General features: G+C 73.7%; 18 protein-coding genes. 7 read left to right on the top strand and 11 right to left on the bottom strand.

The window, feature by feature from the left end; genetic code table 11:
• Positions 1-5 precede the first annotated feature (5 nt).
• The 6 genes from SMD20_RS03130 to SMD20_RS03105 form a co-directional block, all read right to left on the bottom strand.
• Positions 6-1,010, bottom strand: a complete 1,005-nt coding sequence (locus tag SMD20_RS03130; RefSeq protein WP_329574629.1) for a hypothetical protein — start codon at positions 1,008-1,010, stop codon at positions 6-8.
• Between the two features lie 79 nt (positions 1,011-1,089).
• The gene (locus tag SMD20_RS03125) at positions 1,090-1,563 is read right to left on the bottom strand and encodes an SRPBCC family protein (protein ID WP_329574627.1); all 474 of its coding nucleotides are present in this window, start codon (positions 1,561-1,563) and stop codon (positions 1,090-1,092) included.
• On the bottom strand, positions 1,556-1,897 hold the full coding sequence (locus tag SMD20_RS03120) for an ArsR/SmtB family transcription factor (RefSeq protein WP_329574625.1): 342 nt from the start codon (positions 1,895-1,897) through the stop codon (positions 1,556-1,558). The genes SMD20_RS03125 and SMD20_RS03120 overlap by 8 nt, the downstream gene beginning before the upstream one ends.
• Positions 1,898-1,949: 52 nt before the next feature.
• A complete protein-coding gene (locus SMD20_RS03115) occupies positions 1,950-2,702 on the bottom strand; it encodes an SDR family NAD(P)-dependent oxidoreductase (protein ID WP_329574623.1) in 753 nt (250 codons plus the stop codon).
• Between the two features lie 80 nt (positions 2,703-2,782).
• Positions 2,783-3,142, bottom strand: coding sequence for a DUF2203 domain-containing protein (locus SMD20_RS03110; RefSeq protein ID WP_329574621.1), 360 nt, complete (start codon positions 3,140-3,142; stop codon positions 2,783-2,785).
• 10 nt (positions 3,143-3,152) lie between these two features.
• A complete protein-coding gene (locus SMD20_RS03105; protein ID WP_329574620.1) occupies positions 3,153-3,839 on the bottom strand; it encodes a GntR family transcriptional regulator in 687 nt (228 codons plus the stop codon).
• Positions 3,840-3,920: 81 nt separating this feature from the next.
• Between SMD20_RS03105 and SMD20_RS03100 the strand changes: the two genes are divergently transcribed.
• Positions 3,921-5,240: an MFS transporter gene (locus SMD20_RS03100; RefSeq protein WP_329574619.1), complete on the top strand. Its 1,320-nt coding sequence runs from the start codon at positions 3,921-3,923 to the stop codon at positions 5,238-5,240.
• A 114-nt stretch (positions 5,241-5,354) separates the two neighbouring features.
• Here the strand turns inward: SMD20_RS03100 and SMD20_RS03095 are convergent, their stop codons facing one another.
• Complete coding sequence (locus SMD20_RS03095) at positions 5,355-6,689, bottom strand: MFS transporter (RefSeq protein ID WP_329574617.1); 1,335 nt, start codon at positions 6,687-6,689, stop codon at positions 5,355-5,357.
• Between the two features lie 219 nt (positions 6,690-6,908).
• Between SMD20_RS03095 and SMD20_RS03090 the strand changes: the two genes are divergently transcribed.
• The 3 genes from SMD20_RS03090 (at position 6,909) to SMD20_RS03080 (ending at position 8,777) form a co-directional block, all read left to right on the top strand.
• Positions 6,909-7,616, top strand: coding sequence for a sirohydrochlorin chelatase (locus tag SMD20_RS03090; RefSeq protein ID WP_329574615.1), 708 nt, complete (start codon positions 6,909-6,911; stop codon positions 7,614-7,616).
• A 43-nt stretch (positions 7,617-7,659) separates the two neighbouring features.
• Positions 7,660-8,208 (top strand): GNAT family N-acetyltransferase, encoded by a 549-nt coding sequence (locus SMD20_RS03085; protein WP_329574613.1) that lies wholly within the window; start codon positions 7,660-7,662, stop codon positions 8,206-8,208.
• Positions 8,209-8,357: 149 nt separating this feature from the next.
• A complete protein-coding gene (locus tag SMD20_RS03080) occupies positions 8,358-8,777 on the top strand; it encodes a hypothetical protein (RefSeq protein WP_329574611.1) in 420 nt (139 codons plus the stop codon).
• Positions 8,778-9,014: 237 nt separating this feature from the next.
• Here SMD20_RS03080 and SMD20_RS03075 read toward each other — a convergent pair whose 3' ends face one another.
• Entirely contained in the window at positions 9,015-15,653 is a 6,639-nt protein-coding gene (locus SMD20_RS03075) for a CHAT domain-containing protein (RefSeq protein WP_329574609.1), read from the bottom strand.
• A gap of 127 nt (positions 15,654-15,780) precedes the next feature.
• Between SMD20_RS03075 and SMD20_RS03070 the strand changes: the two genes are divergently transcribed.
• Entirely contained in the window at positions 15,781-16,182 is a 402-nt protein-coding gene (locus tag SMD20_RS03070) for a nitroreductase family deazaflavin-dependent oxidoreductase (protein ID WP_329574606.1), read from the top strand.
• A gap of 42 nt (positions 16,183-16,224) precedes the next feature.
• Here the strand turns inward: SMD20_RS03070 and glgA are convergent, their stop codons facing one another.
• Entirely contained in the window at positions 16,225-17,391 is a 1,167-nt protein-coding gene (glgA, locus tag SMD20_RS03065; RefSeq protein WP_329574604.1) for a glycogen synthase, read from the bottom strand.
• Positions 17,392-17,550: 159 nt separating this feature from the next.
• Between glgA and glgC the strand changes: the two genes are divergently transcribed.
• The gene (gene glgC, locus SMD20_RS03060) at positions 17,551-18,786 is read left to right on the top strand and encodes a glucose-1-phosphate adenylyltransferase (RefSeq protein ID WP_329574602.1); all 1,236 of its coding nucleotides are present in this window, start codon (positions 17,551-17,553) and stop codon (positions 18,784-18,786) included.
• Positions 18,787-18,853: 67 nt separating this feature from the next.
• Here glgC and SMD20_RS03055 read toward each other — a convergent pair whose 3' ends face one another.
• Positions 18,854-19,468, bottom strand: coding sequence for a hypothetical protein (locus tag SMD20_RS03055; RefSeq protein ID WP_329574601.1), 615 nt, complete (start codon positions 19,466-19,468; stop codon positions 18,854-18,856).
• Positions 19,469-19,620: 152 nt separating this feature from the next.
• Here SMD20_RS03055 and SMD20_RS03050 point away from each other — a divergent pair, with 152 nt between their 5' ends.
• Positions 19,621-21,099, top strand: coding sequence for an Nramp family divalent metal transporter (locus SMD20_RS03050; RefSeq protein ID WP_329574599.1), 1,479 nt, complete (start codon positions 19,621-19,623; stop codon positions 21,097-21,099).
• On the opposite strand, the gene SMD20_RS03045 is transcribed toward SMD20_RS03050, so the two are convergent.
• A complete protein-coding gene (locus SMD20_RS03045) occupies positions 21,096-23,213 on the bottom strand; it encodes an alpha/beta hydrolase-fold protein (RefSeq protein WP_329574597.1) in 2,118 nt (705 codons plus the stop codon). The two genes, SMD20_RS03050 and SMD20_RS03045, sit on opposite strands and share 4 nt — an antisense overlap.
• Positions 23,214-23,312 lie beyond the last annotated feature (99 nt).

The following is a 23,312-nucleotide window of genomic DNA, read 5'->3' as shown; positions in this document are numbered from 1 at the left end:
GCCGGTCACTCCCCCGCCGTGAAGTAGGCGTACGCGTTCTTGCTGATGGTGTAACGGTCGATCTGCCGGGCCTCGCCGGCGCGCGGGTCGGCGGTCAGCACCCGTATCACCGCCGGTTTCCCGTCGTCGCCGCGCTGGGTGAGCACGCGCAGCGTCCCGTCGGGGACGTAGTGGAGCGCGTACGGCGACTCGCCGCGGACCAGTGGCAGGTCCACGGCCGGGGAGACGTCGCCGGTGTCGAGGTCGTACAGGCGTACCCGGGCGGGCCGCTTCGCGGTCTCGTCACCGGTCACGAGGTAGGCGACCGTCCTGCCGTCCGGGGCGAGGGCGTGGAGCATGGCGTTGGCGACGGCCTGGGGCGGGGTGCCGGCGACCGGGGACCCGTCGCCGAGCGGGTACGCCCGCAGCGCCGTGGTGTGGTCGGCGCGGTAGCGGAAGGCCAGCACCGCGCCGCCGTCGCCGCTGAAGCCGAGCGCGTCGTCGCGGGCGGGCAGTTCGGCGACCGCGCCGGTCGCGACGGTGACCACCTTGGTGGGCAGGCGGGAAGGCTGGTCCTCGTAGTCGATGAGCAGCTTGTCGCCGGTGGGCGACAGCTCGATCTGCAGGTCGTCGGTGCCGACGCCCTTGGGCCGCAGCCCGGCGGGCAGCACCGTGGCCGGGCCGCCGACGCGGCGGACGACGAGGCGGTGGTCGCGGGCGCGTTCGTAGGCGATCACGCGGCCGTCGGCGCTGACGACGAACGTGCTCTGGACGCGGCTCTCGACGCCTGCGGCGTCGATCTTGCCTATGGCGGCGTCGCGGACGGTCAGCCGCCTGCCGTCGCGCAGGAGCAGCCGCCAGTGGCCGCAGGGATCTCCGTCGTTGTCGTGTTTGCGATCGACGCAGGACGGGAGCCAGGCGGCGCGCACGGGCGCCGGCCCCGTACCGGCGTGGGCGGCGGCGGGCGCGAGACCCGCTCCGCCGAGTACCGCCGCGGCCAGGAGGGCGGCGGTGGCCGAAGGGTGCCTCATGAGGTGGTCCTTTCGCTCACCCGCTTAGACAGTGCGGGAGGGCGGCAGGTTCGTCACGGATCGGCCACGGCCAGGCGGTTCACGGGAGGGTGGACAAGAGCTGGGCGAGGCGGTCCATGGACTCGCGCCCGCCCCGGGCGGCGTCGGCGCGCACGACGGCGTCGCGGGCCTCGACGGACTGGTGCACGGACTGGGCGACGTAGCGGGTGCCGCCGTCCGCCTCCGTCAGCGTGACCGTCTCCAGGGCGACGTCCTCGGGCGTGCCCTCGTACTGCCAGGTCCGTACGTACCGCTCGGGCGCCACGACGTCGTGGTAGACGCCGCGGAAGCCGTACTCGCGGCCCTCGGCGTCGATGTTGACGTAGCGCCAGTGGCCGCCGGGCCGGACCTCCATGCGGTCCACCCGGGTGGCCAGGGAGTGCGGCCCCCACCACCGGGGCACCAGCTCCGGGTCGGTGACCGCCCGGAAGACGGCCTCCCGGGGCGCGGCGAAATGGCGGATCATGATGATGTCGTGCCGTCCGGGTTCGATGATGAACGCGGTCTCACCCATCGGTGTCACTCCCTGGTCGCATGCGCCGGATCTCGCGGTCGAGGCGGTCGAAGCGATCGTCCCACCGGTCGCGGTAGCGGCGGATCCATTCCGATGCGCCGTCCAGCGGCGCGGTCTCCAGCCGGCACGGACGCCACTGGGCGTCGCGGCCCCGGCTGATCAGCCCGGCCCGCTCCAGCACCTTGAGGTGCTTGGAGACGGCCTGGAGGCTCATGTCGAACGGCTCGGCGAGCTCGTTGACCGTCGCCTCCCCCTCGGCCAGGCGGGCGAGGATGGCGCGCCGGGTCGGGTCGGCCAGGGCGGCGAAGGTCAGGCTGAGCGGGTCGTCGGGCACGAGATCAATGATCCACGGTGTCGATGATCCACGGTGTCGGTGATCCCCGGCGTCAGTGGTCCACGATCGCGCCGCAGGAGATGTTCACGGTGGCCGAGGTCATGGTCCTGGCGCGGTCGGAGGCGACGAAGGCGGCCACGTCCCCCACGTCGGCGAGCGTCGCCGTCCGCCCGAGCAGGGTGGCCTCGACGAGGGACGCGGTGATCTCCCCCTTGGGGTCGAAGCCGTCCGGGATGCTCTCGGGCACGCCGCCGGTCACCATCGTGACCACGCGGACGCCGTGCGCGCCGGCCTCGCACGCCCATTGCCTCCGTATGCCCTCCATGGCGTCGAGCGCGACCTTGAACCCGCCGAGGCCCGGCAGCGTCTGCGGCCCGCCGCCGCCGAACATGAGGATCACCCCGGACCCCTGCGGGATCATGTGCCGGACCGCCGCCCTGATGGTGAGGAACTGCGTGCGGACGGCGTTGACGACCGGGCGGGCGAACTCCTCGGCGCTGATCTCCAGCAGCGGCTTCTGCACGTCCCCGACGCCGATGGCGTTGAACGAGACGTCGATGCGGCCGTGCCGGGCGGCGACCCCGTCGGCGAGCGCGTCCACGGCGGCCTCGTCGAGCGCGTCCACCTCGGCGACCTCGGCCGTGCCGCCCGCCGCGCCGATGGCGGCGGCCACCGGGTCGAGCGCCGCCCGGGTGCGGCCGGCGAGCACGACCCTGGCGCCCTCGCGGGCGAAGGCGCGGGCGGCGGCGCCGCCGATCGGTCCGCCGCCGCCGTACACGATCGCGGTCTTGTCCTGAAGGAGCATGGTATTCAACCTTTCGGTTAATCAACCGTCAGGTTGAATATAGCCACGCGGACAGCGCCGCCGTCAAGACGTGCGGAAGATCAGAGCGGGCGGCGGCCGGCGAAGCCCAGGTCGGTGCGGTGGTACCAGGCCAGCTCGGGCTCGCCCTCGATCCAGCAGAGCCGTACGGACACGCCGTCGAGCACCGCGGGGAAGTCCACCAGGACGGGCGCGACGCCCTTCACCTCGATGCCCCGCTCGGCCCATCCGCCGAGGACGTCCTCGATGCGGGCCTCCAGCGCCTTGATCTCGGGAATGCCGCCGAGCGCGGAGTGGCCGTGCGCCTGCCGGTCGTGGGCGATCTCGGCGAGGTCGGCGCGGGCGGCGATGACCAGCCCGGCGTCGTCGATGATCTCCGGCAGCAGGGCGCGGGCCTCGTCGACCGTGAAGAGGCGGTTCATCGCGCCCACGTTACCGGTTGGGCTCGTAGGCGTGGACGAGCAGCTTCTCCGCGTGGTCGAGGTAGTCGTCGAGATAGGCGGCGGCCTCCTCCCGCCGCCCGGACTCGACGAGCCCGAGCAGCACCCGGTTGCGCTCGACGAACGGCTCGTGGAAGGCCCGCGGGTTGTCCATCACGTGGAAGACCAGCCGCAGCTCGGCCAGGAGCTGGCGCATGAGCTCGTCGATCCTGGGGCTGTCGTTGAGCGAGACGAGGGCCTGGTGGAAGCGGATGTTGGCGGTGCCGACCCGCTGCCAGTCGTCCTCGGCGGCGGCCCGTTCGGCGTCGCGCATGGCCTCCTTGACCAGCGCCAGGGTCTGCGGCGACGGCGGCCGGCGCACGGCCGAGCCCTCCAGGACGCGCCGCACCCGGTAGAGGTCGAGCACGTCCTCGACGGACGGGAGGCGGACGAACACGCCGCGGTTGAGCTGGTGGTCGAGCAGCCGCTCGTGCCCGAGCAGCCGGAACGCCTCGCGCAGCGTGTTGCGCGAGACCCGCAGGGCCTCGGAGATGGCCTCCTCGGAGAGCCGCTGACCGGGCTGGAAGAAGCCCTCGCTGATGCGCTCGCGCAGGATGTCGGCCACCCGCTCGGCCGTGCTGCTGCGCCCCAGGCGCGGCCGGTCCTGGGAGAGATCGGCGACGAGGTCGTCCACCTCCACAGGAAATCATGGGACAAAACTCTTGTCGAATTGTTGAACGATCCTTACGTTGAAATCATCCCCCTGATGAAGGAGCATCGGATGGCAGGCTCCACGCAACAGACCCGGCGGGTGATCCTCGCCAGCCTGATCGGCACCTCGCTGGAGTGGTACGACTTCTTCCTCTACACCACGGCCGCGACGCTGGTCTTCCCGAAGCTGTTCTTCCCGTCCCTCGATCCGTTCAGCGCGACGCTGGCCTCGCTGACCACCAACGCGGTGGCGTTCGTGGCCCGGCCGCTCGGCGGGGTGGTGTTCGGTCACTTCGGCGACCGGGTGGGCCGCAAGACCGTGCTGGTCGTGACGTTGCTGGTGATGGGCGTCTCGACGTTCCTCATCGGCGTGCTCCCCGGGTACGCGAGCGTGGGGATCGCGGCGCCGATCCTGCTGGCGCTGCTGCGCTTCGTCCAGGGGCTCGGGCTCGGCGGCGAGTGGGGCGGCGCGGTGATCATGTCGCTGGAGCACGGCGACGGGCGGCGGCGCGGCTTCAACGCGAGCTGGCCGCAGGTCGGCGTGCCCGCCGGGTACGTCCTCGCCACCGGCCTGCTGACGCTGCTGTCCTTCGTCCAGTCGGACGCGGCGTTCCTGTCGTGGGGGTGGCGGGTGCCGTTCCTGCTGTCGGGGGCGCTGGTGTTCGTCGGCCTGTGGGTGCGGCTGAAGGTCACCGAGTCGCCGCTGTTCGCCGAGGTCGAGCAGAGCGGGGCCAAGGCGCGGATGCCGCTGGTCGAGGTGCTGCGCACGCACCCGCGCGCCCTGCTGTCGGCCTTCACCGCCCGCATCGGGGTGGACGTGGCGTTCTACACCTTCACCGCCTACATCATCGTCTACCTGACCGGGCAGCTCGGCCTGCCGCGCTCGTACGCGCTGAACGCCGTGCTCATCGGCTCGGCGCTGCAGCTCGCGCTGATCCCGCTGTTCGGCGCGCTGTCGGACCGGCTGGGGCGGCGGCCGGTGTACCTCGCGGGCGTCGTCGCGGCGGCGGTGTGGGCCTTCGCGTTCTTCCCGCTGCTGGACACGAGGTCGTTCCCGCTGATCGCGCTGGCCGCGGTGGTGGCGCTGGTGACGCACGCCGCCATGTACGGCCCGCAGGCGGCCTTCATCGCCGAGCTGTTCAGCACCCGGCTGCGCTACAGCGGCGCCTCCATGGGCTACCAGGTGGCCGGGATCGTCGGCGGCGCGCTGGCGCCGATCATCGCGCTGCAGCTCTTCGAGGCGTACGGGAGCACGGTGGCGGTGTCGCTGTACGTGGTCGCCGCCCTGGCGGTCACCGCCGTGGGCCTGGCCATCGCGCCGGAGACCCGCGACCTGGACCTCGCCGCCGCGCCGGAGCCCGGCTCCCGGCCGGTGGGGCCCTCCGCCTGACCTCCCTCTGCCGCGAGAGCGCGGGCGGCGGCTGCCAACGCCGCCCGCGCCGCGGCCAGGGCGGAGGCGGAGGCGAACCGTGCCCGCCAGGACCCGCGGTCGGTCGTCGTGCCCTCACGGTGACGGGACGGCGGGCACGTCCACCGGCCCGCGGGCGCGCCACCGTCCCTTGAACGCCGCCATCGACGCCAGGAACAGCACCTGCCCGGCGAGCGCCACCCCGAGCCAGGTCTGCCAGCCGGACGACTCGACCACCATGGGCGAGACCACCAGCAGCACCACGATCATGACGCGGACGACCATCCCCCAGATGCCGAGCGCCGAGCCCTGCAGCCGGGACTCGACGTCCTCGGCGTTCTCGGAGAAGCTGGCCATCCACGGCACGTACGCGATGCCCATGAACAGGTAGAGCAGCGCGTAGACGACCGTGACCTGTCCGGCGGGGACGCCGGGCCCGATCAGCGCGATGAAGTAGCCGAGCGCCGCCACGGTCAGCACGGTCCCGGCGGCGATGAACGGCTTGCGCAGCTGCAGCCGGTCGGACAGCCGGCCGACGACGACCACCGCGACGGCGTTGAGCACGATGCCGAGCGCGACGACGCGGTTGGCGGCGGCCGGGTCCATGCCGAAGCCGCCGGTGAGCATGGTCTGCCCGAAGATCGCGAACGTCCAGTAGAGGACCTGCCAGCCGGTGTTGCCGAGGACGTGCGCCCACAGGTGCGGATGGCGGAACAGCTCGGCGAGGCGGGCGTGGTAGGTGGGGCCCTCTGCCTCCCTTTGGGCTCCGGCCTGGGCCTCGTGGTGCATGACCTCGGCCCGCAGCGCCGCCGACGGCTCGGCGATCTTCCAGACGATGATCGCGCACAGGCTCAGCGAGACGACGCCCATGATGACCGCCTGCGAGCGCCAGGAGTTGCCGAACAGCGGCAGCGTGAAGCCCGCGATGGCGGAGGCCAGGAAGGACGCCCCGACCGGTCCCCACGTCCAGAACGCGAACGCCTGGGCCCGTCCCATGCGGGGCGAGAAGTCGCGTACCAGGGAGGCGGTGATCGTGATGCCCGCGCCCTCGATGAACAGCATGAGGCAACGCACCCAGAACAGCCCGGCGACGCTGTCCACGGTGGCCAGCAGGAAGTTGCAGGCGGCCGTGATCGTCAGGGTGGGCACCAGGATCGTGACCCGGCCCCACCGGTCGGACAGGATGCCGCCGAACCCCGCCGACAGGCCGCCCACCAGCACCGACAGCGCGGCGATCTGGCCGTAGACGGTCAGCGACATGTCCAGGTCCTGCATGAGCAGCGGCAGGATGGTGGCGATCGTCGTCTCGAAGTTGGCGACCAGGCTCGCCAGCACCGCGATGGACAGCAGGAAGATCCGGCGGCGGCCCACCGGATAGACGCTCAGCTCACGTACATAGAACGGCTTATGACGGACGTGGAACGGCTTCATTCCCAGCCTCCGGGGGTGGTTTCCAGCTTTCCGTCTCGCGCGCCCAAGTCAACGAGCGGCGCGATCACGATGTGATCTCGATCACTGCCCCGGCGTCGTGACGGAATCGCCATCTATTCCCGGAACATGGCTCATGGAATAGGCATAAACTGCGCGCCTGTGAGCCTGCCTGTACGTGAACGTTCCCCTCGCCCGGGCGGCGGTCGCCACCGCCGTCCCGTGCCCACGTCCCTGCCGCCGGACGCGCCCATGCTCGTGCTCGCCACCCCTGGCGACACCTCCGGCGTGGCGGAGGAGATCGCCGCCGTCGTGCGCGTCGACAACCCGCAGATCGAGGTACGGCTGACGAGCGTCGCCGACCTGGCGGACGCGCTGCCCGGTGGACGCGAGGCCGTCGTGGTGCCGCTGCTCACCTGGGACGACCCCGTCGTCATGGCCGAGATCGGCAAGGCCGTCGCCGCCACCGGCAGCGGCGCCGTGGTGACCGACGCGCTCGGCCCCCACCCGCTGCTGGCCGAGGCCCTGCACATCCGGCTGGCCGAGCGCGGCCTCGCCCGCGCCGACCGGGTGCGCCTGCTCAACGTCTCCAGTCCCGTCGACGCCGTCATCCTCGGCACCGTCGGCGGCGAGCGCGCGGTGCGGGCCGTGCAGGCCACCGCGGTGCTGCTGGCCTCCCGGCTCACCCTCCCGGTCGTCGCCGCCTCGCTCGACACCGAACCCGGCGTGAGCGTGGCCGCCCAGCGGCTGCGCGCGGCCGGCGCCGGGCGGCTGGCGATCGCCCCCTGCATGATCGGCCACGAGGCGCCCGCCGGGCTCGTCGAGCGCGCCGCCCAGCAGATCGACGCCGGCCACGCCGAGCCGCTCGGCGCGCACAGCACGGTCGCCGAACTTGTCGCCCGAGCTTACGGTAGTCAACTCGCCACTTGACAAGGGCTTGTGAAGATCGCGGGAATCGCGTTACCGTCTGCGCATGCGGCGCGTGGTATGCAACGGTTTGCGACTCGGCCTTCGTGACGTCACGGAGGCCGACGTCCCCGCCTTGCACGCCGTCTACGGCGACCCCGCCGCCACCCAGCACATGCCGTTCGCGCCCCGTTCGCCGCGGGAGGTCGCCGATCTCGTCGGGCAGGCCATGGAGGCCGCCCGCGCCGAGCCGCGCCTGCTGTACGTGCTCGCCGTGGTGGACGCCGAGCACCGCGACGTGATCGGCGTGGCCCGGCTGAGCATCGAGCCCGAGCACCCGCACAGCGCCGAGATCGGCTTCGGCCTCCACCCCCACCAGTGGGGGCGCGGCATCGGCACCGACCTGGTGCGCCTGCTGCTGTCGTTCGGGTTCAAGCAGCTCGGGCTGCACCGCATCTGGGGCGCCCGCTCCCCCTCCAACCTGCCCGCCCAGCTCGCCATGCTGACCGCCGGCATGGTCGAGGAGGGCCGCATCCGGCACCATCTGCGTACGCCCGCGGGCTGGCGGGACTCCGTCGTGCACTCGGTGCTCGAAGACGAATGGACCGAACGCTAGCGGGCGTGCGATTTCGAGAGCGCTCATTCTTTCGCGTTCTGTCAAGGAAGGCCGGTCTATTCCCTGGCCCTTTCCCTGCGCCGGTCAAGTCCGCGCGGAATTGTCGGTGCGGCATCCTACGATGAGCCTCCTCACGGAGGGATGGCCTGATGCTCGACTCGCTGATCGTGCCGTTGTTCGTCACCACGGACCTGCCGCCTGACGCCGACCTGGCCGGGTTCGGCGAGCTGCTCGCCGAGACGGTGCGCGAGCTGGGCGCCGGCTACCCGGGATCCCTCGACGGGCGGGTGTTCTGGCTCGACCGTCCCGTGCTGCCCGGGCAGCGGCCCGCCGCCGAGGGCGAGCTGCGCTTCGCCGGCATGCTGGGCCACCTCACCGCCGCCGGCCCCGGCCACACCGTGCGCGAGGTGGTCGGCGACGTCCGGCGGGCGGTCGGCGCCGCCGTGACCGCGCGCTACGGCGACGTGGGCGTCGCGCCGGCCGTCTTCGCCATCCGCGACCAGGACGTCCGCGAACGCACCCCCGACACCGCCCTCCCCCTCCACACCTCGGCGCTTTCCCACCTGTAGTGGAGCGGGGCAGTACGGGCAACGCAGGCTGAGCCGTGTGTGCCGGTCGCCACAGCCCGCCATGCGTGCGGGGCCGGCACAGGCCGAGCAGCATGTGCCGGTCAAAGCCCGAGGCGTGCGCGCTGATGAGCGCAGCCCGAGCCGCGTGCGCGAGTCGACGTAGCCCGAGGTGTGCATGCTGGTCAGCGCCAGCCGAGGCGCCCGTGCGCGTCAGCGTGCCCGGAGCGTACGCCCGCCTCAGCGGGGCAGGCCGAGCAGCGCGTACGGCGCCCACAGCTCGGGCTCGGTGGCCCCGTACAGCTCGCGCAGCGCCAGCACCCCTTCGCGCAGCGCCTGGGCCGGGTCGGCGCCCGCCCGCGTACGGGTGTGCAGGTCGCGCAGGAGCGCCCGCGTGATCTCGGCGGCGGGCGGCCACAGGGCGAGGAGCACGGCGCGGGCGCCCGCGTGCAGGAACGCCTCTCCGAGCGCGGCGAGCCCGTCTCCGGAGTGGGGGCCGCCCGCGCAGCCGGTGAGGACGACGAGGCGGGCCCGTACGCGCAGGCTCATGAGCCGCCGGGCGGTCAGTACGCCGTCAGTCAGCCGCACACCCGCACCCAGCGGGTCGCGCGGATCGCTCACCACGTCGGCGGACAGATCCACGACGTCCCAGCTCCCGGCCAGGTGAGCGGAGGTGGCGGCGCGGCCGGTACGCGGCTCTGCGCCGAGCAGGGCGGCGATCCCGGCGTCCGCGTCCTTGCCATGGGCCATCACCAGCGACCGGCCGCCGGCGCGGACCGGCACGTCGCGGGCCAGCCGGGCCAGGACGGCGGCGGAGGGGGCGTACGTCACCGGGCAGCGCTCGATCAGCGGCGGACCGCCACCGGGGGCGAGGGCGTGCAGCGGCACGCGGTGCAGCTCGCGGTGCGGCAGCAGGTGGATCATCGACAGATCGTCGCCGAGCTCCCGGAGCGCGTCCCCCAGCAGCAGATCCGCCAGGCGGCGCCACAGGTCGAGCCGGCGCCTGCGGGCGGCGAGGTCGAGCAGCCCAGGACGTTCGCCGTCGATCCCGGCCACGAACTCGGCCACCAGCGCCGCATCGACGGCGGACCCGTACACGCGCGGCTCGGCCCAGCCGGTGCGGTGCGCGAGCACGGTGACGCCGCCCTCACCCACATGGAACCCGAGAAGCCCGGCCGGCTCACCCCGCGCGACCAGCGCGTCCAGCTCGGCCCCCGTCAGCGGGGCGGCCCGCCGGGCGGCCACGTGCCCGGGAGCGAGGGGCTCCAGCTGTCGCCACGACGCCTCCAGCTCGTCACGTACGGCGTGGGCGCGGCGCACGAGCGCGGCGGCCCGGACGGGATCCCGGACACGCCCGGCCGCCGCCATCAGCGTGCGGGCCCGGCCGAGGTCGCGTTCCTCGCGCTCCAGCAGCTCCGGGGGGACGATGGGCGGCGCCGGCCAGCGCCCGTCGCCCAGTCGCGCGGCCAGCGATCGGGCCTTGGCCTGCTCGGCCCGCGCCCACGCGGCCCTGCCACGACCCAGGCGTACGGCGAGGGAGACGACACGGTCGAGCACGCCCCCCTGCCCGTCCACGCTCCCGTCCGTACCAGAAGGCACTGGACCGCCAAAGGGGCTGGGGTGGGGCGTGGCGGGCGCTCGGCCGGCGAAAAGGACGAGGTGGGGCCTGACGGGCGTCAGCGTGGCGAGGTCGGAGGCGCGTTCGGCATCTGTGAGGGCGGCGGCGAGGTCGCCGAGGCGGGTGGCCGCGTCCGCCCGTCGTTCGAGGGCGAGGCCCAACGCCGGGTCATGCCCCAGGTCCTCCAGCAGCTCGACGGCCCGGGACAGCCGCTCGCGCGCCCGGCCCGGCTCGCCGTTGGCGAGGTCCAGCGCGCCGAGAGCGGCCAGCGCGATCCCCTCCCCGCCGCCGAACCCGATCCGCCGCGCCAGGTCGGCCGCCTCCTCCAGCTGACCGGCGGCAGCCGGCGAGGACGCCGCGGCGGGACCAGAGGCCGACGCCGGCGCCGGCGCTGACGTCAGGGTGCCGAGGGCTATCAGGCTGAGGACCGCGCCCCGGTCGTCGCCGATCTCGCGGTGGACGGCCAGGGCGCGTTCCAGGAGCGGCCCGGCCTGGGCCGTCTCGCCGCGCAGGACATGTACGAGGGCCAGATCGGCGCAGTCGTCCCCGAGCCCTGCCCGCTCGGCCAGCTCCTCGCGAAGCCCGATGGCGTCCCGGTAGAGGAAGGCCGCGGCGTCCAGCTCGCCGAGCTCAAGGTGCAGGGAGGCGCGGCCGGACAGCAGAGGGGCGCGAAGGGCGCGCCAGACCGGAGCCGTCGTGAGGGTCAGGCCCTCGTCGTACGCGCGGGCGGCATCCGTCCAGCGCGCCTGGTCGGCGAGGGCGCGGGCCAGCGCGGTCAGGGCGTGGACCAGAGGCGCGGGAAGGGCCGGTCCGGCGTCGTCGCGGGCCAGTTGCACGGCGCGGGTCAGATGGCCGATGGCCTCGTCGGGACGGCCGAGGGCGTGCGCGGCGGCTCCCAGATTGCGCAGGTGCTCGATCGTACGGGCGTCGCGCAGCTCGTAGCCCTCGGCGGCGTAGCTGTAGGCGGCGGTGAGGTCGCCGAGGGCCACGCAGTACGAGGACAGCTTGGCGAGAAGATGGGAGCGGTCCTGCGGAAGGAGCGGGACGGCGGCGGCGCCGGGGTCGTCGTCGCCCCAGCCGGGCGGGCGGCCCAGCCTGCCCTCCTGCCGCCGGAGGTCGCCCGCGGGCGCTTCCGGGCGAGCCTGGGCCAGGACCTGCTCGGCCATGGCGCGGGCCAGCGGAAGATCGCCCGCGGACTCGGCCTCCTCCAGGCGCAGCCACGTTTCCAGGCGTTCGGCGGCGGCCGGGCCGATCGCCTGCACGCGGTCGCGGCCGGCCCGGAGCGTGGCGACGGCCTCGGCCAGGGTGGCCCGGCCGCGCGTGAGGTCACCGAGAGCGAGCTGAACGGCGGCCACCCGGGCGAGGACGTCCGCGTCCAGTCCGCCCGACGCCGCCATGACCGCCACGATCTCGAACGGCGCCGCCCCCACCCACCGGGCCTCCGGTTTGGAGGCCGATGAGGCAGGCGGCGGCTGGGAGGCGGGCTCCTGCCTGGGAGGCGATGGGGCGGTGAGGGCCGATGGCGTGATGAGGGGCGATGGGTCGGAAGGCGATCGGGTGGAGGGCGACCCGGTGGACGGCAACCCGGCAGACGGCAACCCCGTGGACGGCACCCCAGTAGACGGCAACCCCGTGGGCGGCAACCCGTCAGACGGCAGTCCGGCGGACGGCGACCCGGTAGACGGCAACCCGGTAGACGGCAACCCGGCGGAGGACGACCCGGCGGAGGGTTGGAGGGGTGGGGTGAGGGTGGTGAGGCCGGATTCCAGGGGGGTGCGGGCGCGGCGGTGTTCGCCGCGTTCCTCCAGGGCGAAGCCGAGCCGGAGCGAGGCGAGGGCGGCCAGGCGGGGCTGGGCGGCGGCGCGGAAGCCGGTGACCGCCTGTTCCAGGGCGTCGATCTGGGCGGGCAGGTCGCCGAGGCGGGCGGCGAGCGAGGCCAGGCGGTCCCGTACGACGGCTTCCTTGAGCGGGTCGGCGGCGGCCAGGCCGAGGGCGGCGCGCAGGCGCTCGCCGGCGGCCGGGAACTCCCCCAGGCGTTCGTCCAGGACCGCCCGGTGCAGCGTGGCGAGGAAGAGGGCGTCGAGGTCGCCGCCGGCGGCGGCGAGGTCCAAGGCGCGGTCCAGCTCCGTGGCCGCGTCCTCAGCCAGGTCAAGGGCGGACAGGGCGGCGGCGCGCATGGTCAGGGCCGTCGCCTCCTTGCCGGGGGCGCGCAGCCGGGCGAACGCCTCGGCCGCCGCTCCGAACTCCTCCAGCGCCCGCCCGGCCTCCCCCTGCCCGTAGGCGAGCGCGCCGAGGTTGTAGCGGACGGCGGCCGAGCCGTCCAGGTGCCCGATCGCCTGGTACTCGTGCTCGGCCAGCTCGAAGGCCGCCCGCGCCCCCGCCGGGTCCCCGGTGGCGCGGCGGCGCTGGGCGATGCGGTACCACTCGTCGGCGGGCTCGCGCCGGCCGCCCCGGCGTCGTACGACCTCGACCAGGCGGGCCTCGCAGGCGGCGGCCGGCTCGTGGTGGCCGCGTACGGACAGGAGGACGGCGTGCGCGTCCAGCGCGCGGCAGGCGTCCTCCCAGGCGCCGGCGGCCTCCAGCTCGATGGCGCAGGCAGCGATGCGTTCCCCGGCGGCGGCGAGGTCGCCCTGGTCGACGGCGGCGCGGGCGGCCGGGACCAGCACCAGGGCCGCCTCCCTCGGCTCCCCCAGCGCCAGATACAGCTCGCGGGCACGGGCCGCGCAGGCCAGGGCGGCGGCGGGGTCGGCGGCGGCCAGGTACGCCTCGGCGGCGCGCAGCTGGTGGGCCGCCTCTCCGGCGCTCAGCCCGGCTCCCGCGCACAGGGCGATCGCCCGCAGGTGCTGCTCGACGGCACCCGCAGGGTCGCCCGCGCGCAGCAGGACGTCGCCCAGGTGGCCCAGTTGCTCCGCCTCGGCCGGGATGTCGCCGAGCGTGCGGTGGACGGCGGCGGCACGTTCGAACGCCTCGGCGGCGCGGGCGGGGTCGTTCAGGTGGTCGTGGTTGACGCCCTGGAGGGACAGGGCGTGGGCGGTACGGGCCCGGTCGCCCTCCTCGTCGAAGGCGGCGGCGGCGCGGGCGAGTACGGCGCCGGCGGTGCGGCGGCGGCCGGCGCCGGCCAGCCGGAGCCCGGTCTCCAGGAGGAACGCGCCGCGGCCGGTGTCCCCGTGCGGGCCGGGGGCGCTCGCCGTGGGGTGGTGTTCGGCGTACGCGAGGAGTTTGAGCGTCAGGGGCTCGTCGGACGTCTGGAGGGCCAGGTCGGCGGCGGCCCTGGCGAGGTGTTCGTCGACGGGCAGCCGGGCGGGGTCGGTGAGCAGGACGTCGAGCTGCGCCAGCAGGTCGGGGTCGCCGTCCCTGGCGAGGGCCAGCGCCTCGCCGAGGTCGCGCGGGTCGCCGCCGTGGGAGAAGCGGGCGAGCAGGGCGCGGGAGAGCAGGCGGTGGGCGGGGGTCTGGTCGCGGGAGCTCTTCACGGCCAGCTCGGCGGCCTGCCGGGCGGTCAGCACCGCGCCGTCGAGGTCCTCCGCGCGGTGCGGCGCGGCGTCCTGGTGGGTGGCGCGCCAGCGGAGCAGCTCGGAGAGCAGCGTGTACGCCTCCAGCCGCGCCGTCGGCCGGTCGCCGGTGGCCAGGGCCTCGCGCAGGGCGGCGACCGCCTCGGCGGCGGTGGACGGGGTGAGCCGGAGGCGCAGGGCGCGGGCGAGCAGGAGCAGCGCGTCGGGGCGGGCCGGGTCGTCCACGGCGTGGGCGGCCAGGGCGGTACGGGCGGCGGCGACGGGAGCGGCGGGGTCTCCGCCTGTGGTCAGGGTGCGTTCGAGGATGGTGGCGGCGAGGTCGGTGAGGAGCCTCGGGCGGTCGGGGTGGCCGGGCGGGACCTCCCGGGTGGCCTCCCTGAGGGTTTCGACGGCGAGGTCGAGGTCCTGCTGCGCGCCGGTCGCCTCGTAGCGCCGCCGGCGCCGCTCACCGAGCAGGGCGAGGCGGGCGAGCGGGTCCGCGGAGAGCCGCCGGGCCAGCTCGAAGGTGGCGCGGTACGCGACCCGCTCACCGGTAAGGGGCAGGGGGGTCGCGGGAGAAGCGCCCGACGAGGGGACGGACGGCAGGACCCCGCCCCCGTCGGTATCCCGGGCGACGGGCGGCAGCGCCCCGCCCCGGTCGGCGTCCGGGACGGCGGGACCACCGGGCGCGGCGGGGTCGCCCGTGGCGTCGGGATCGTCCGTAAGGCGGGGGCCGTCCGAGGAGGCGGGGCTGTCCCGGATCGCGGCGCCGGGCGGGAGGTCCGCAGCGGGGGCGGGGAGCCCGAGGGCCTGGAACATCTCGTGGCCGGCCTCCAGCGACCGTTCGTCCCCCGTCACCACGTACCACTCGACCAGCCCCACCGCGTACGGCCCCAGCACCCCGGGATGCGCCCACCGCTCGTGCCAGAAGTCGAGCGCGCACTGCCCCACCCGGATGAAGGCGAGCAGGTCGTCGTCCAGGCAGGAGCGGGCGGCGCGGGCCTGGGCGAGGCCGACGAGGCTGAGCAGCGCGCGGGAGCGTTCGCGGGTGCCCGGCTCGGACTCGGCGGCCGACAGGTACGCCCGCACCAGGTCCTCGTCGTCGGGCACGGCCAGGGCGAGCGCGGCGGCCAGCTCCGCCAGGTGGGCGGCCTCGCCGGGAGCGGCGAGCGCGGCCCGGAACAGCACGTGCACGGCGTCGTCGAGCACCTCCCGCTCCCCCGTCCGCCCGTGCAGCCGGACGAGCCCGCCGCCGAGCAGGGCCAGCGCGCCGGGCGCCCAGGACGGGTCGGCGGAGCGCATGGCCTGCTGCAGCAGCAGCTCGCCGAGCCGGTCGGCGGCGTCGGCGGTGAGGTGGGCGGCGGCGCGCCCGACGAGGGCGTGCACGAGCAGCCCGACGTGCCGGTACGCCGCCGGGTCCACGTGCCGGAACACCTCCTCGACCAGCCCCGCCCAGGTGCCGGCCGCGTCGGCGGACGGCACGGAGGCTCCGCGCAGCTTCTCCGGCAGCCGCGCGGGGTCGAGCACGGCCACGGCGGCGAAGAAGGCGCCCGCGACGGCGGCGTCCTGGTGGGTACGCGGGTCGAGGCGGTACCGGGCGAGGTGGAGCACGCCGATCAGCCGCCAGGTGGCGGCGTCGGAGCGGTCGCCGGCGCAGGCCAGCATCGCCCGCTCGGCCTCGATCAGCGCCGCGGGATCCCAGATCAGCTCGGGATCCGCGGCCTGCTCGAACCGCTCGATGCGGGCGGCCAGCGTCTCGGCCGGATCGGTCATGGGCACAGGCTCTCACCGGCGCGCCCGTGCGTACAGTTCGGGGGCGGGCTCGCGCGGCGGGGCAACTCTTCGTACAGACGCCAGGGGCGGCGGTGCACGGCTCTTCCTGGTGGGTAGGGTCGCGGGCATGCTCTATGGCAAGGAACATGTCCGGCGTTATCAGGAGACCGACGGCGCGGAGGGGCACGACTGGAACAACACCACCGTCCTGCTGCTGACCACGAAGGGCCGCAACTCGGGCCGGCCGTACACCACGCCGCTGATCTACCAGCGCCACGGCGACGTCTACCTGGTCGTGGCCTCCTACGGCGGCGCGCCCGAGGACCCGCAGTGGTTCAAGAACCTGCGGGCGGACCCCGAGGTCGAGGTGCAGGTGAAGGGCGAGAGGTTCGCGGCGCGGGCCCGCCCGGCCCGGCCCGAGGAGAGGCCGGAGATGTGGCGGGTCATGACGGCGACGTGGCCGCAGTACGACGAGTACCAGGAGAAGACCGACCGGGAGATCCCGATCGTCGTCCTGGAACGCGCGTGAGGTGACCTCGCGGGCGGGAGCGAAACCCGCCCGCGAGGTGAGTCACAGCGTGGCGTAGAGCTCCATGGTGCGGTGGGCGATGCGCTCCCACGAGAAGTGCTCGACCGCTCGCGCCCGCCCCGCGAGCCCCATGGCGCGGGCCCGTCCGGGGTCGCGCAGCAGCGTGTTGACCCGCTCGGCCAGGTCGGCGGCGAAGCGGTCGGGATCGTGCGGGGTGCCGTCGCGCTCCTGGGAGATGGGCACGAGCAGGCCGGTCTCGCCGTCGGCCACGACCTCGGGGATGCCGCCGGTGGCCGTCGCGACGACGGCCGTCTCGCAGGCCATCGCCTCCAGGTTGACGATGCCCATCGGCTCGTAGACCGACGGGCACACGAACACCGCGGCGTGCGTGAGGAGCTGGATGACCTGCGGCTTCGGCAGCATCTCCTGGATCCAGTGGACGCCGTCGCGGTCGAGGTCGCGGACGAGCCCGCTCACCTCGGCGGCGATCTCGGGGGTGTCGGGCGCGCCGGCGCAGAGCACGAGCTGGGCGTCGGGGTCGAACGAGCGCGCCGCGTGCAGCAGGTGGACCAGGCCCTTCTGGCGGGTGATGCGGCCCACGAAGATCACGTACGGGCGGTCGGGGTCGATGCCGTGCCGGGCGAGGACGTCGGTGCCGGGGTCGGGGGCGTATTCGGCGGTGTCGATGCCGTTGTGGATGACGGTGACCTTCTCCGGCGCGATCTCGGGGTAGGCGGCCAGCACGTCGCGGCGCATGCCCGCCGAGACCGCGATGACGGCGTCCGCGGCGGCCAGGGCGGTGCGCTCGGCCCAGGAGGAGATCGTGTAGCCGCCGCCGAGCTGCTCGGCCTTCCACGGCCGCAGCGGCTCCAGGCTGTGCGTGGTGATGACGTGCGGGACGCCGTGCAGGAGTTTCGCGACGTGCCCGGCAAAGTTGGCGTACCAGGTGTGGGAGTGCACGAGGTCGGCTCCCTCGCAGGCGGCGGCCATCTCCAGGTCGACGCCGAGCACCTGCAGGGCGGCGTTGGCCTTCTCCAGCCCGCCCGGCACCCGGTACGCCGAGACGCCCGGCTCGGCGCGGTCGGCGCCGAAGCAGCGCACCCGTACGTCGGCCAACGGACGCAGCTCCCGGGCGAGGTATTCCATGTGCACCCCGGCGCCGCCGTACACCTCGGGCGGATACTCCCGGCTGAGTAGATCAACACGCATAGAGACGACCTTACGATCAAGGCGAGCATGGGGACACAACCGGCGAGCCCGGGGTCGGCGACCCCCGCCGGGCCCGCAAACGGCAAATCGGGACACGAGGGAAGTTAGCCGCGCCGGGATTCGTCGATAGAACGGCCATTTGAGGGTAGCGTCTCGGGCATGAGGTCCCGGAGGGTGCTTGCGGTCGTGCTGGCAGGTGGAGAGGGTAAGAGGCTCATGCCGCTCACGGCGGATCGGGCCAAACCAGCGGTGCCGTTCGGGGGGATATATCGGCTCGTAGACTTCGTGCTGTCGAACCTGGCGAACGGCGGCTTCCTGAAGATCGTCGTGCTGACCCAGTACAAGAACCACAGCCTCGACCGGCACGTCTCGCGCACCTGGCGGCTGTCGGCGATGCTCGGCAACTACGTGACGCCCGTGCCCGCGCAGCAGCGGCTCGGCCCGCGGTGGTTCTCCGGCTCGGCCGACGCGCTGTTCCAGAACCTCAACCTCATCTACGACGAGATGCCCGAGCACGTGATCGTGTTCGGCGCGGACCACATCTACCGGATGGATCCGCGGCAGATGGTCGAGCAGCACGAGGACTCCGGCGCTGACGTGACCGTGGCCGCGATCCGGCAGCCGCTGGCGCTGGCCGACCAGTTCGGCGTCATCGAGACCGACCCCGAGGGGCGCAGGATCGTCGCGTTCAGGGAGAAGCCGAAGGACGCGGTGGGGCTCGCCGACTCCCCCGACGAGGTCTACGCCTCGATGGGCAACTACGTGTTCAAGACCCAGTCGATGATCGACGCGCTGCGCGAGGACGCGCTCGACCCGACCAGCAAGCACGACCTGGGCGGCAACATCATCCCGATGCTGGTCAAGTCGGGCGGCGCCGACGTCTACGACTTCAAGAACAACATCGTCCCCGGCTCCACCGAGCGCGACCGCGGCTACTGGCGCGACGTGGGGACGCTGGACGCCTACTACGAGGCCCACATGGACCTCATCTCGGCGCATCCGGTGTTCAACCTGTACAACGACAAGTGGCCGATCTTCACCGGCCACGACCCGCTGCCGCCGGCCAAGTTCGTCCACAACGAGGGCGACCGGGTGGGGCGGGCCATCGACTCGCTGGTCTCGCCCGGCGTGATCGTCTCGGGCGGCACCGCCGTACGCTCGGTCCTGTCGCCGAAGGTGGTGCTCCACTCGCACTCGCTGGTGGAGGACTCCGTGCTGATGGAGAACGTCAAGATCGGGCGGGGCGCGATCGTGCGCAAGGCGATCATCGACAAGAACGTCGTGATCCCCGACGGCGCGCGGATCGGGTTCGACCTGGACTACGACCGCACGCGCTTCGCCCTGACGCGCGGCGGCGTCGTGGTCATCGGCAAGAACGAGATCGTGGACCGCTGAGCGGCGGGTCGCACAGGGAGGGGTCCCGGGGCGCTCGCGCGGCCCCGGGACCGGTCCGCTCCAGAAGTCACTGGTGGCGGTTGTGCGTGGTGGCCTGGTAGCGGTAACCGTTGGCGCCCCAGGTGCGCCCGTGGTCGTCGGGCTCGATCCAGCCCCAGCCACGGCCCAGGTCGCGGCCGTCGCGGCCGTGCTTGTCGTCCCCGTAGGACGCCCCTTTGAAGTCGCCTTTGAAGTCGTCGTCGAAGCCGCTCTTGAACCCGCCGTCGAACCCGTGGTCATCGGAGTCGTCGTCGGACCCGCCCTTGAACCCGTCCTTGAACCCGCCGTCGAACCCGCGGTGGGACTTGTCGTCGAACCCGCCGTCGAAGCCGTCCTTGAAGCCGCCGTCGAAGCCGCCCTTGAAGCCGTCATCGGAGTCGCGGTCGGACCCGTCGTCAGTCCTGTCCCGGCCGTCGTGGTGGTCCCGGCCGTCGTGGTGGTGCCGGTCGTCGCTCTGGCAGGACTTGGTCTCCCGGCTCGTGAACCAGATGCGCTCAGTTTCGGCGTCGATGCCGAACGAGTGGGTCTTGTCGATGGAGCCAAGGTCGCAGTGCACGCCGGCGTTCGCCGGGCCGGCCACGCCGATGATCGCGACGGCGGCGGCGAGCACGCCACCGACGGCTATGAGGTTACCTTTCACCATTTCTCCCTGTGATCACGATGTGACATCACTCGCTAACTCTAAGTAGCGAAGAGCGATACGGCGGGTAACGCCACGCGGTGACCCATGATCACCGATTTGGGCCTTGATGCCGCTCCTGTACGGGATCACCCTGAACGGCAGGAGGCATTGACATGACGCATCCACTAGGAGTCAGCCGCCCCGATCTTGAGGTCACCGACCTGCCCACCCCCGAAGAGGTCTTCAAGGTCTCCAGGATCGGGTTCAAGGAGATCGTGAAGTACGCCGTCGGGCCCAGCCTGATCGCGCTCGGAATCTCGATCGGCAGCGGCGAATGGCTGCTCGGCCCGCTGAACGTGGGCCAGTACGGCTTCGTCGGCGTCGGCTGGGTGATCGTGGTCTCGGCACTGCTGCAGACGTTCTACAACGTCGAGTGCTCGCGGTACGTCATCGCGACCGGCGAGTCACCCGTGGTCGGCTGGGGCCGGGTGCCGCCGGGCTGGCCGCTGTGGGTGCCGCTGTCCGTCCTCATCGTGATCTTCGCCTTCATCGCGGGCGGCTGGGCCGCCTCGGCGGGGCAGGGCGTGTACGCACTGGTCCACGGCGTGCCCCCGGCCGCGACGGACGCCGAGCCCCGCTGGTGGGCGGTCGGCCTGCTGGTGCTGGTGTTCCTCATCACCGCCTTCGCCCGCCGCATCAGCCGGGCGCTGGAGCTGGCCAACTGGGTGATGGTCGGCACGATCCTGCTCGCGCTGATCGCGGTGGACCTGCTCGTGGTGCCGTTCGACCTGTGGTGGGAGGGCATCCGCGGCTTCCTCACCCCGGCCGCGCCGCCCGCCGGGATCACGGCCACGCAGCTCGGCGCGCTGGCCGGGTTCACGGCCCTGGCCTCGGGCCTCAACTGGTACGTGATGGGCCACTACCGCGACAAGGGCTACGGCATGGGCCATCGCGTCGGCTACCTCGCCGGGCTGCGCGGCGGCCGCAGCCGCCTGCTGGCCAGCGGCGTCACCTTCCCCGACGACGACAGGAACCGGGGCCTCTGGCGCCGCTGGTACCGGCTGCTCATGATCGACATGTGGGGCGTGTTCTTCGTCGGCGCCATCCTCGGCATGCTGCTGCCGACGATCCTCATGGCGCAGGCGGTCGCGCTGACCGGCGAGAAGCCGACGCGGGCCAACGTCCCGACGTTCGTGGCGAGCGCGCTCGGCGGGGAGTACGGCCGGGTGGTGTTCTACGTGGCGCTGGCGGTCGGGGTGCTGATCCTGTTCTCCACGCAGCTCGGCATCTTCGAGGCGATGGTCCGGGTGACCACGGACGCCGCCAACGCCTCCAGCCCCCGCCTGCGCGCGCTCGTCGAGGGCGACCCGCGGCGCCTCTACTACCCCTTCATGCTCGTGCTGCTGGTGGTCATCTCGGTCGTCATCTTCCAGTCCCTGCCGGTGGGGCTGGTGGAGTGGTCGGCGAACATGTCCAACTTGGGCGCGCTGATCTACCCGTTCCTGCTGATGTACCTGAACAGCAGGCTGCCACGGCCGGCCCGGCCCCGGCCGTGGCACTACGTCGTCCTGGTGCTCAACTTTCTCTTCTTCGGGTTCTTCTTCGTCAACTTCATCGCCGACTTCGTGGGCGACCCGCTGGTGACGTTCTAGGACGGCAGGCCGGTCTCCGGGGCGAGCGTGGCGAGGAAGACGTCCCCGTTCCCGGGACCGGCGGCGCCGTAGGTGAGGCCGGAGACCGCCACCTGGCCGGACGGCGTCGGCGCGGCGTACAGGTTCGGCTCGGAGAACGGGTCCACGGCGTCGTCCCTGGCCGAGCCGAACTGGGCGGCGGCGCGCTGCCCGCCCTTGGCGTCCAGGCGGAGGGTGAGCACGTCGGCGCCGCCCGCCTGCACGCCCACCCGGCCCCGCGTGTGGCCCACGACCTCGACCTCGCCGCCGGGCAGCGCGGCCACGGCGGCCCCCTCGTCGGCGGACGGGGTGGCGAGGGTGTGGGTCCAGCGCCGCTTGCCGCGGGCGTCGTAGGCCGCGGTGTGGGCGTCCCCGTTCACGGCGCCCGTCGCGACGGCCAGGCCGCCGGTGGTGACGGTCACCGCGTTCAGCCGGTCGTCGCCGTCGCCACCGGCGGTCGTGGCCCACGTGCGGGTCCCGTCGGCGGTGCCGAACGCGGCCAGCCAGCCGTCGAGGCCGCCGAGCGCGCTCGTGCCGGGCAGGGCGGCGGTGGCGCTGCCCGCGACGTACAGGTTCGCGGCGTCCGCGGCCACACCGTACGCCTTGTCCTCGCCGGGGCCGCCGTACTGGCGCAGCCAGGCGAGCTCGCCCGACGGGGTGAGACGGGCCACGAGGGCGTCCTTGTCGCCGGCGTTGCGGCCGTCGAGGTCGCCCTTGGTGTAGCCGGCCACGTACGCGCCGCCGTCGGGCGCGGCGGCCAGGCCGTAGAGCCGGTCGGCGGCGTCCGGCGCGCCGAACTGGGTGATCCAGCGGACCTCGCCGTCCGGGCCGAGCCGGACCACGAACGCGTCGTCGGCCGCGTTGCCGGGATGCCGGCCGTCGAGGTCGCCCTTGGTGTAGCCGGCGGCCAGCACGCCGCCGTCGGGCAGCGCCGCGACCCCGTACAGGCGATCGTCGGCGGCGGTGCCGAGCTGCCGGGTCCAGCCGTTCGCGCCGGTACGGGTGATGACCGCGTCGAGGCGGCCGGCGTGCGGCTGACCGCCGACGGGGCCGCCGGCCGCGTAGCCGACCGTGAGCGAGCCGTCGGCGTGGGCGGCGACGCCGCCGGCCCAGTCGGTGGCCGCGGTGCCGTGCAGCGGGGCGGGCAGCCCGGTGGGCGGCGTCACGCTGAGACCCGGGCCCAGCTCGGCCATGGCCTGCTCGAAGGCGGGCGTCCAGACCGTCCAGTCGTGGCCGCCGTCGAGGACGCGGAGCTGGGCGGAGACGGCGGGCGAGCGGCGCGCGGCGTTGTAGAGCGCGGCGGACTCGAAGTCGAGGTCGTGGCGGGCGTCGGCGGGGTCGGGGTTGGCGTACTCGTCGTCGCCGACGGCCACGAACATCCGTACCGGCAGGTCGGGGTCCAGCTCCGGCAGCAGGGCCGGGTAGTTGAGCTCGCGGTAGACGTCGTCGGAGAACTTCGCCGCGCCCGCGCCGAAGGCGCCGTAGTCCCGGGCGGAGGAGTCGCCGGGCGGCAGCGGGGTGTAGACGGCGGGGCTGAGGACGGCGGCGGCGCTGAAGACGTCCTGGTGGGCGAGGGCGAAGCGGAGCGCGCCCGCGCCGCCCATCGAGTAGCCGCCGACCAGCCGGGCCTCGCGGATCGGCGCGGTGCGGTAGGTGGCGTCCACGTGCTCGACCAGGTCGTGCGCGAGCGCGGTCTCCACCTTGCGGCCGGGCAGGTCGGAGCCGGTGTAGCGGGAGTCGGTGTACCAGCTTCCGCGTTCGCTCCACGGGGCGTCGGGCATGACGGCGATGACCGGCGGGATGCGCTTGGTCCTGATGAGGTCGTCGAGCACGGTCTTGACGCGGGTCCACGCCTGCATGGTGTCGCCGCGGCCGTGGAGCAGGTAGAGGACGGGGTGGCGGGCGCCGCCCCGGTCGTAGCCGGCGGGCAGGTAGGCGGTGTAGGCGACGGCCTCCCCGCCGAGGGCCGGCGAGGGGGCCGAGCCGGTGGTGAGCGTGCCGCCCGCGCGCGTCTCCGTCTCGCCCGGCGGGGCGAGGAGGGTGAACGTGGTGAGGGCGGCCAGCGCGGCGGCGCCGATCCAGCGAGGCAGGGGCATGGAGCACTTCCGAGGGCCGTAAACGTTTACAGTACGCACCTTGTGGTGTGTTGGGAGAGTTTCCTGGGGCGGGGGGTGCCGTGTCAACAGATCCTCGGC

This window comes from Nonomuraea sp. LP-02, assembly GCF_036289125.1.
In the GTDB taxonomy this organism is placed as follows: domain Bacteria; phylum Actinomycetota; class Actinomycetes; order Streptosporangiales; family Streptosporangiaceae; genus Nonomuraea; species Nonomuraea bangladeshensis.
The sequence above is the reverse complement of the archived record's forward strand: the minus strand, read 5'-3'. Positions and strand labels throughout refer to the sequence as shown.

Coding starts and splice junctions, on each gene's coding strand:
- glgC (WP_329574602.1), top strand. CDS start 17,551: ATGAGGTCCCGGAGGGTGCTTGCGGTCGTGCTGGCAGGTGGAGAGGGT.
- SMD20_RS03130 (WP_329574629.1), bottom strand. CDS start 1,010: ATGAGGCACCCTTCGGCCACCGCCGCCCTCCTGGCCGCGGCGGTACTC.
- SMD20_RS03055 (WP_329574601.1), bottom strand. CDS start 19,468: ATGGTGAAAGGTAACCTCATAGCCGTCGGTGGCGTGCTCGCCGCCGCC.
- SMD20_RS03100 (WP_329574619.1), top strand. CDS start 3,921: ATGGCAGGCTCCACGCAACAGACCCGGCGGGTGATCCTCGCCAGCCTG.
- SMD20_RS03050 (WP_329574599.1), top strand. CDS start 19,621: ATGACGCATCCACTAGGAGTCAGCCGCCCCGATCTTGAGGTCACCGAC.
- SMD20_RS03110 (WP_329574621.1), bottom strand. CDS start 3,142: ATGAACCGCCTCTTCACGGTCGACGAGGCCCGCGCCCTGCTGCCGGAG.
- SMD20_RS03045 (WP_329574597.1), bottom strand. CDS start 23,213: ATGCCCCTGCCTCGCTGGATCGGCGCCGCCGCGCTGGCCGCCCTCACC.
- SMD20_RS03095 (WP_329574617.1), bottom strand. CDS start 6,689: ATGAAGCCGTTCCACGTCCGTCATAAGCCGTTCTATGTACGTGAGCTG.
- SMD20_RS03080 (WP_329574611.1), top strand. CDS start 8,358: ATGCTCGACTCGCTGATCGTGCCGTTGTTCGTCACCACGGACCTGCCG.
- SMD20_RS03075 (WP_329574609.1), bottom strand. CDS start 15,653: ATGACCGATCCGGCCGAGACGCTGGCCGCCCGCATCGAGCGGTTCGAG.
- SMD20_RS03125 (WP_329574627.1), bottom strand. CDS start 1,563: ATGGGTGAGACCGCGTTCATCATCGAACCCGGACGGCACGACATCATC.
- SMD20_RS03070 (WP_329574606.1), top strand. CDS start 15,781: ATGCTCTATGGCAAGGAACATGTCCGGCGTTATCAGGAGACCGACGGC.
- SMD20_RS03085 (WP_329574613.1), top strand. CDS start 7,660: ATGCGGCGCGTGGTATGCAACGGTTTGCGACTCGGCCTTCGTGACGTC.
- glgA (WP_329574604.1), bottom strand. CDS start 17,391: ATGCGTGTTGATCTACTCAGCCGGGAGTATCCGCCCGAGGTGTACGGC.
- SMD20_RS03115 (WP_329574623.1), bottom strand. CDS start 2,702: ATGCTCCTTCAGGACAAGACCGCGATCGTGTACGGCGGCGGCGGACCG.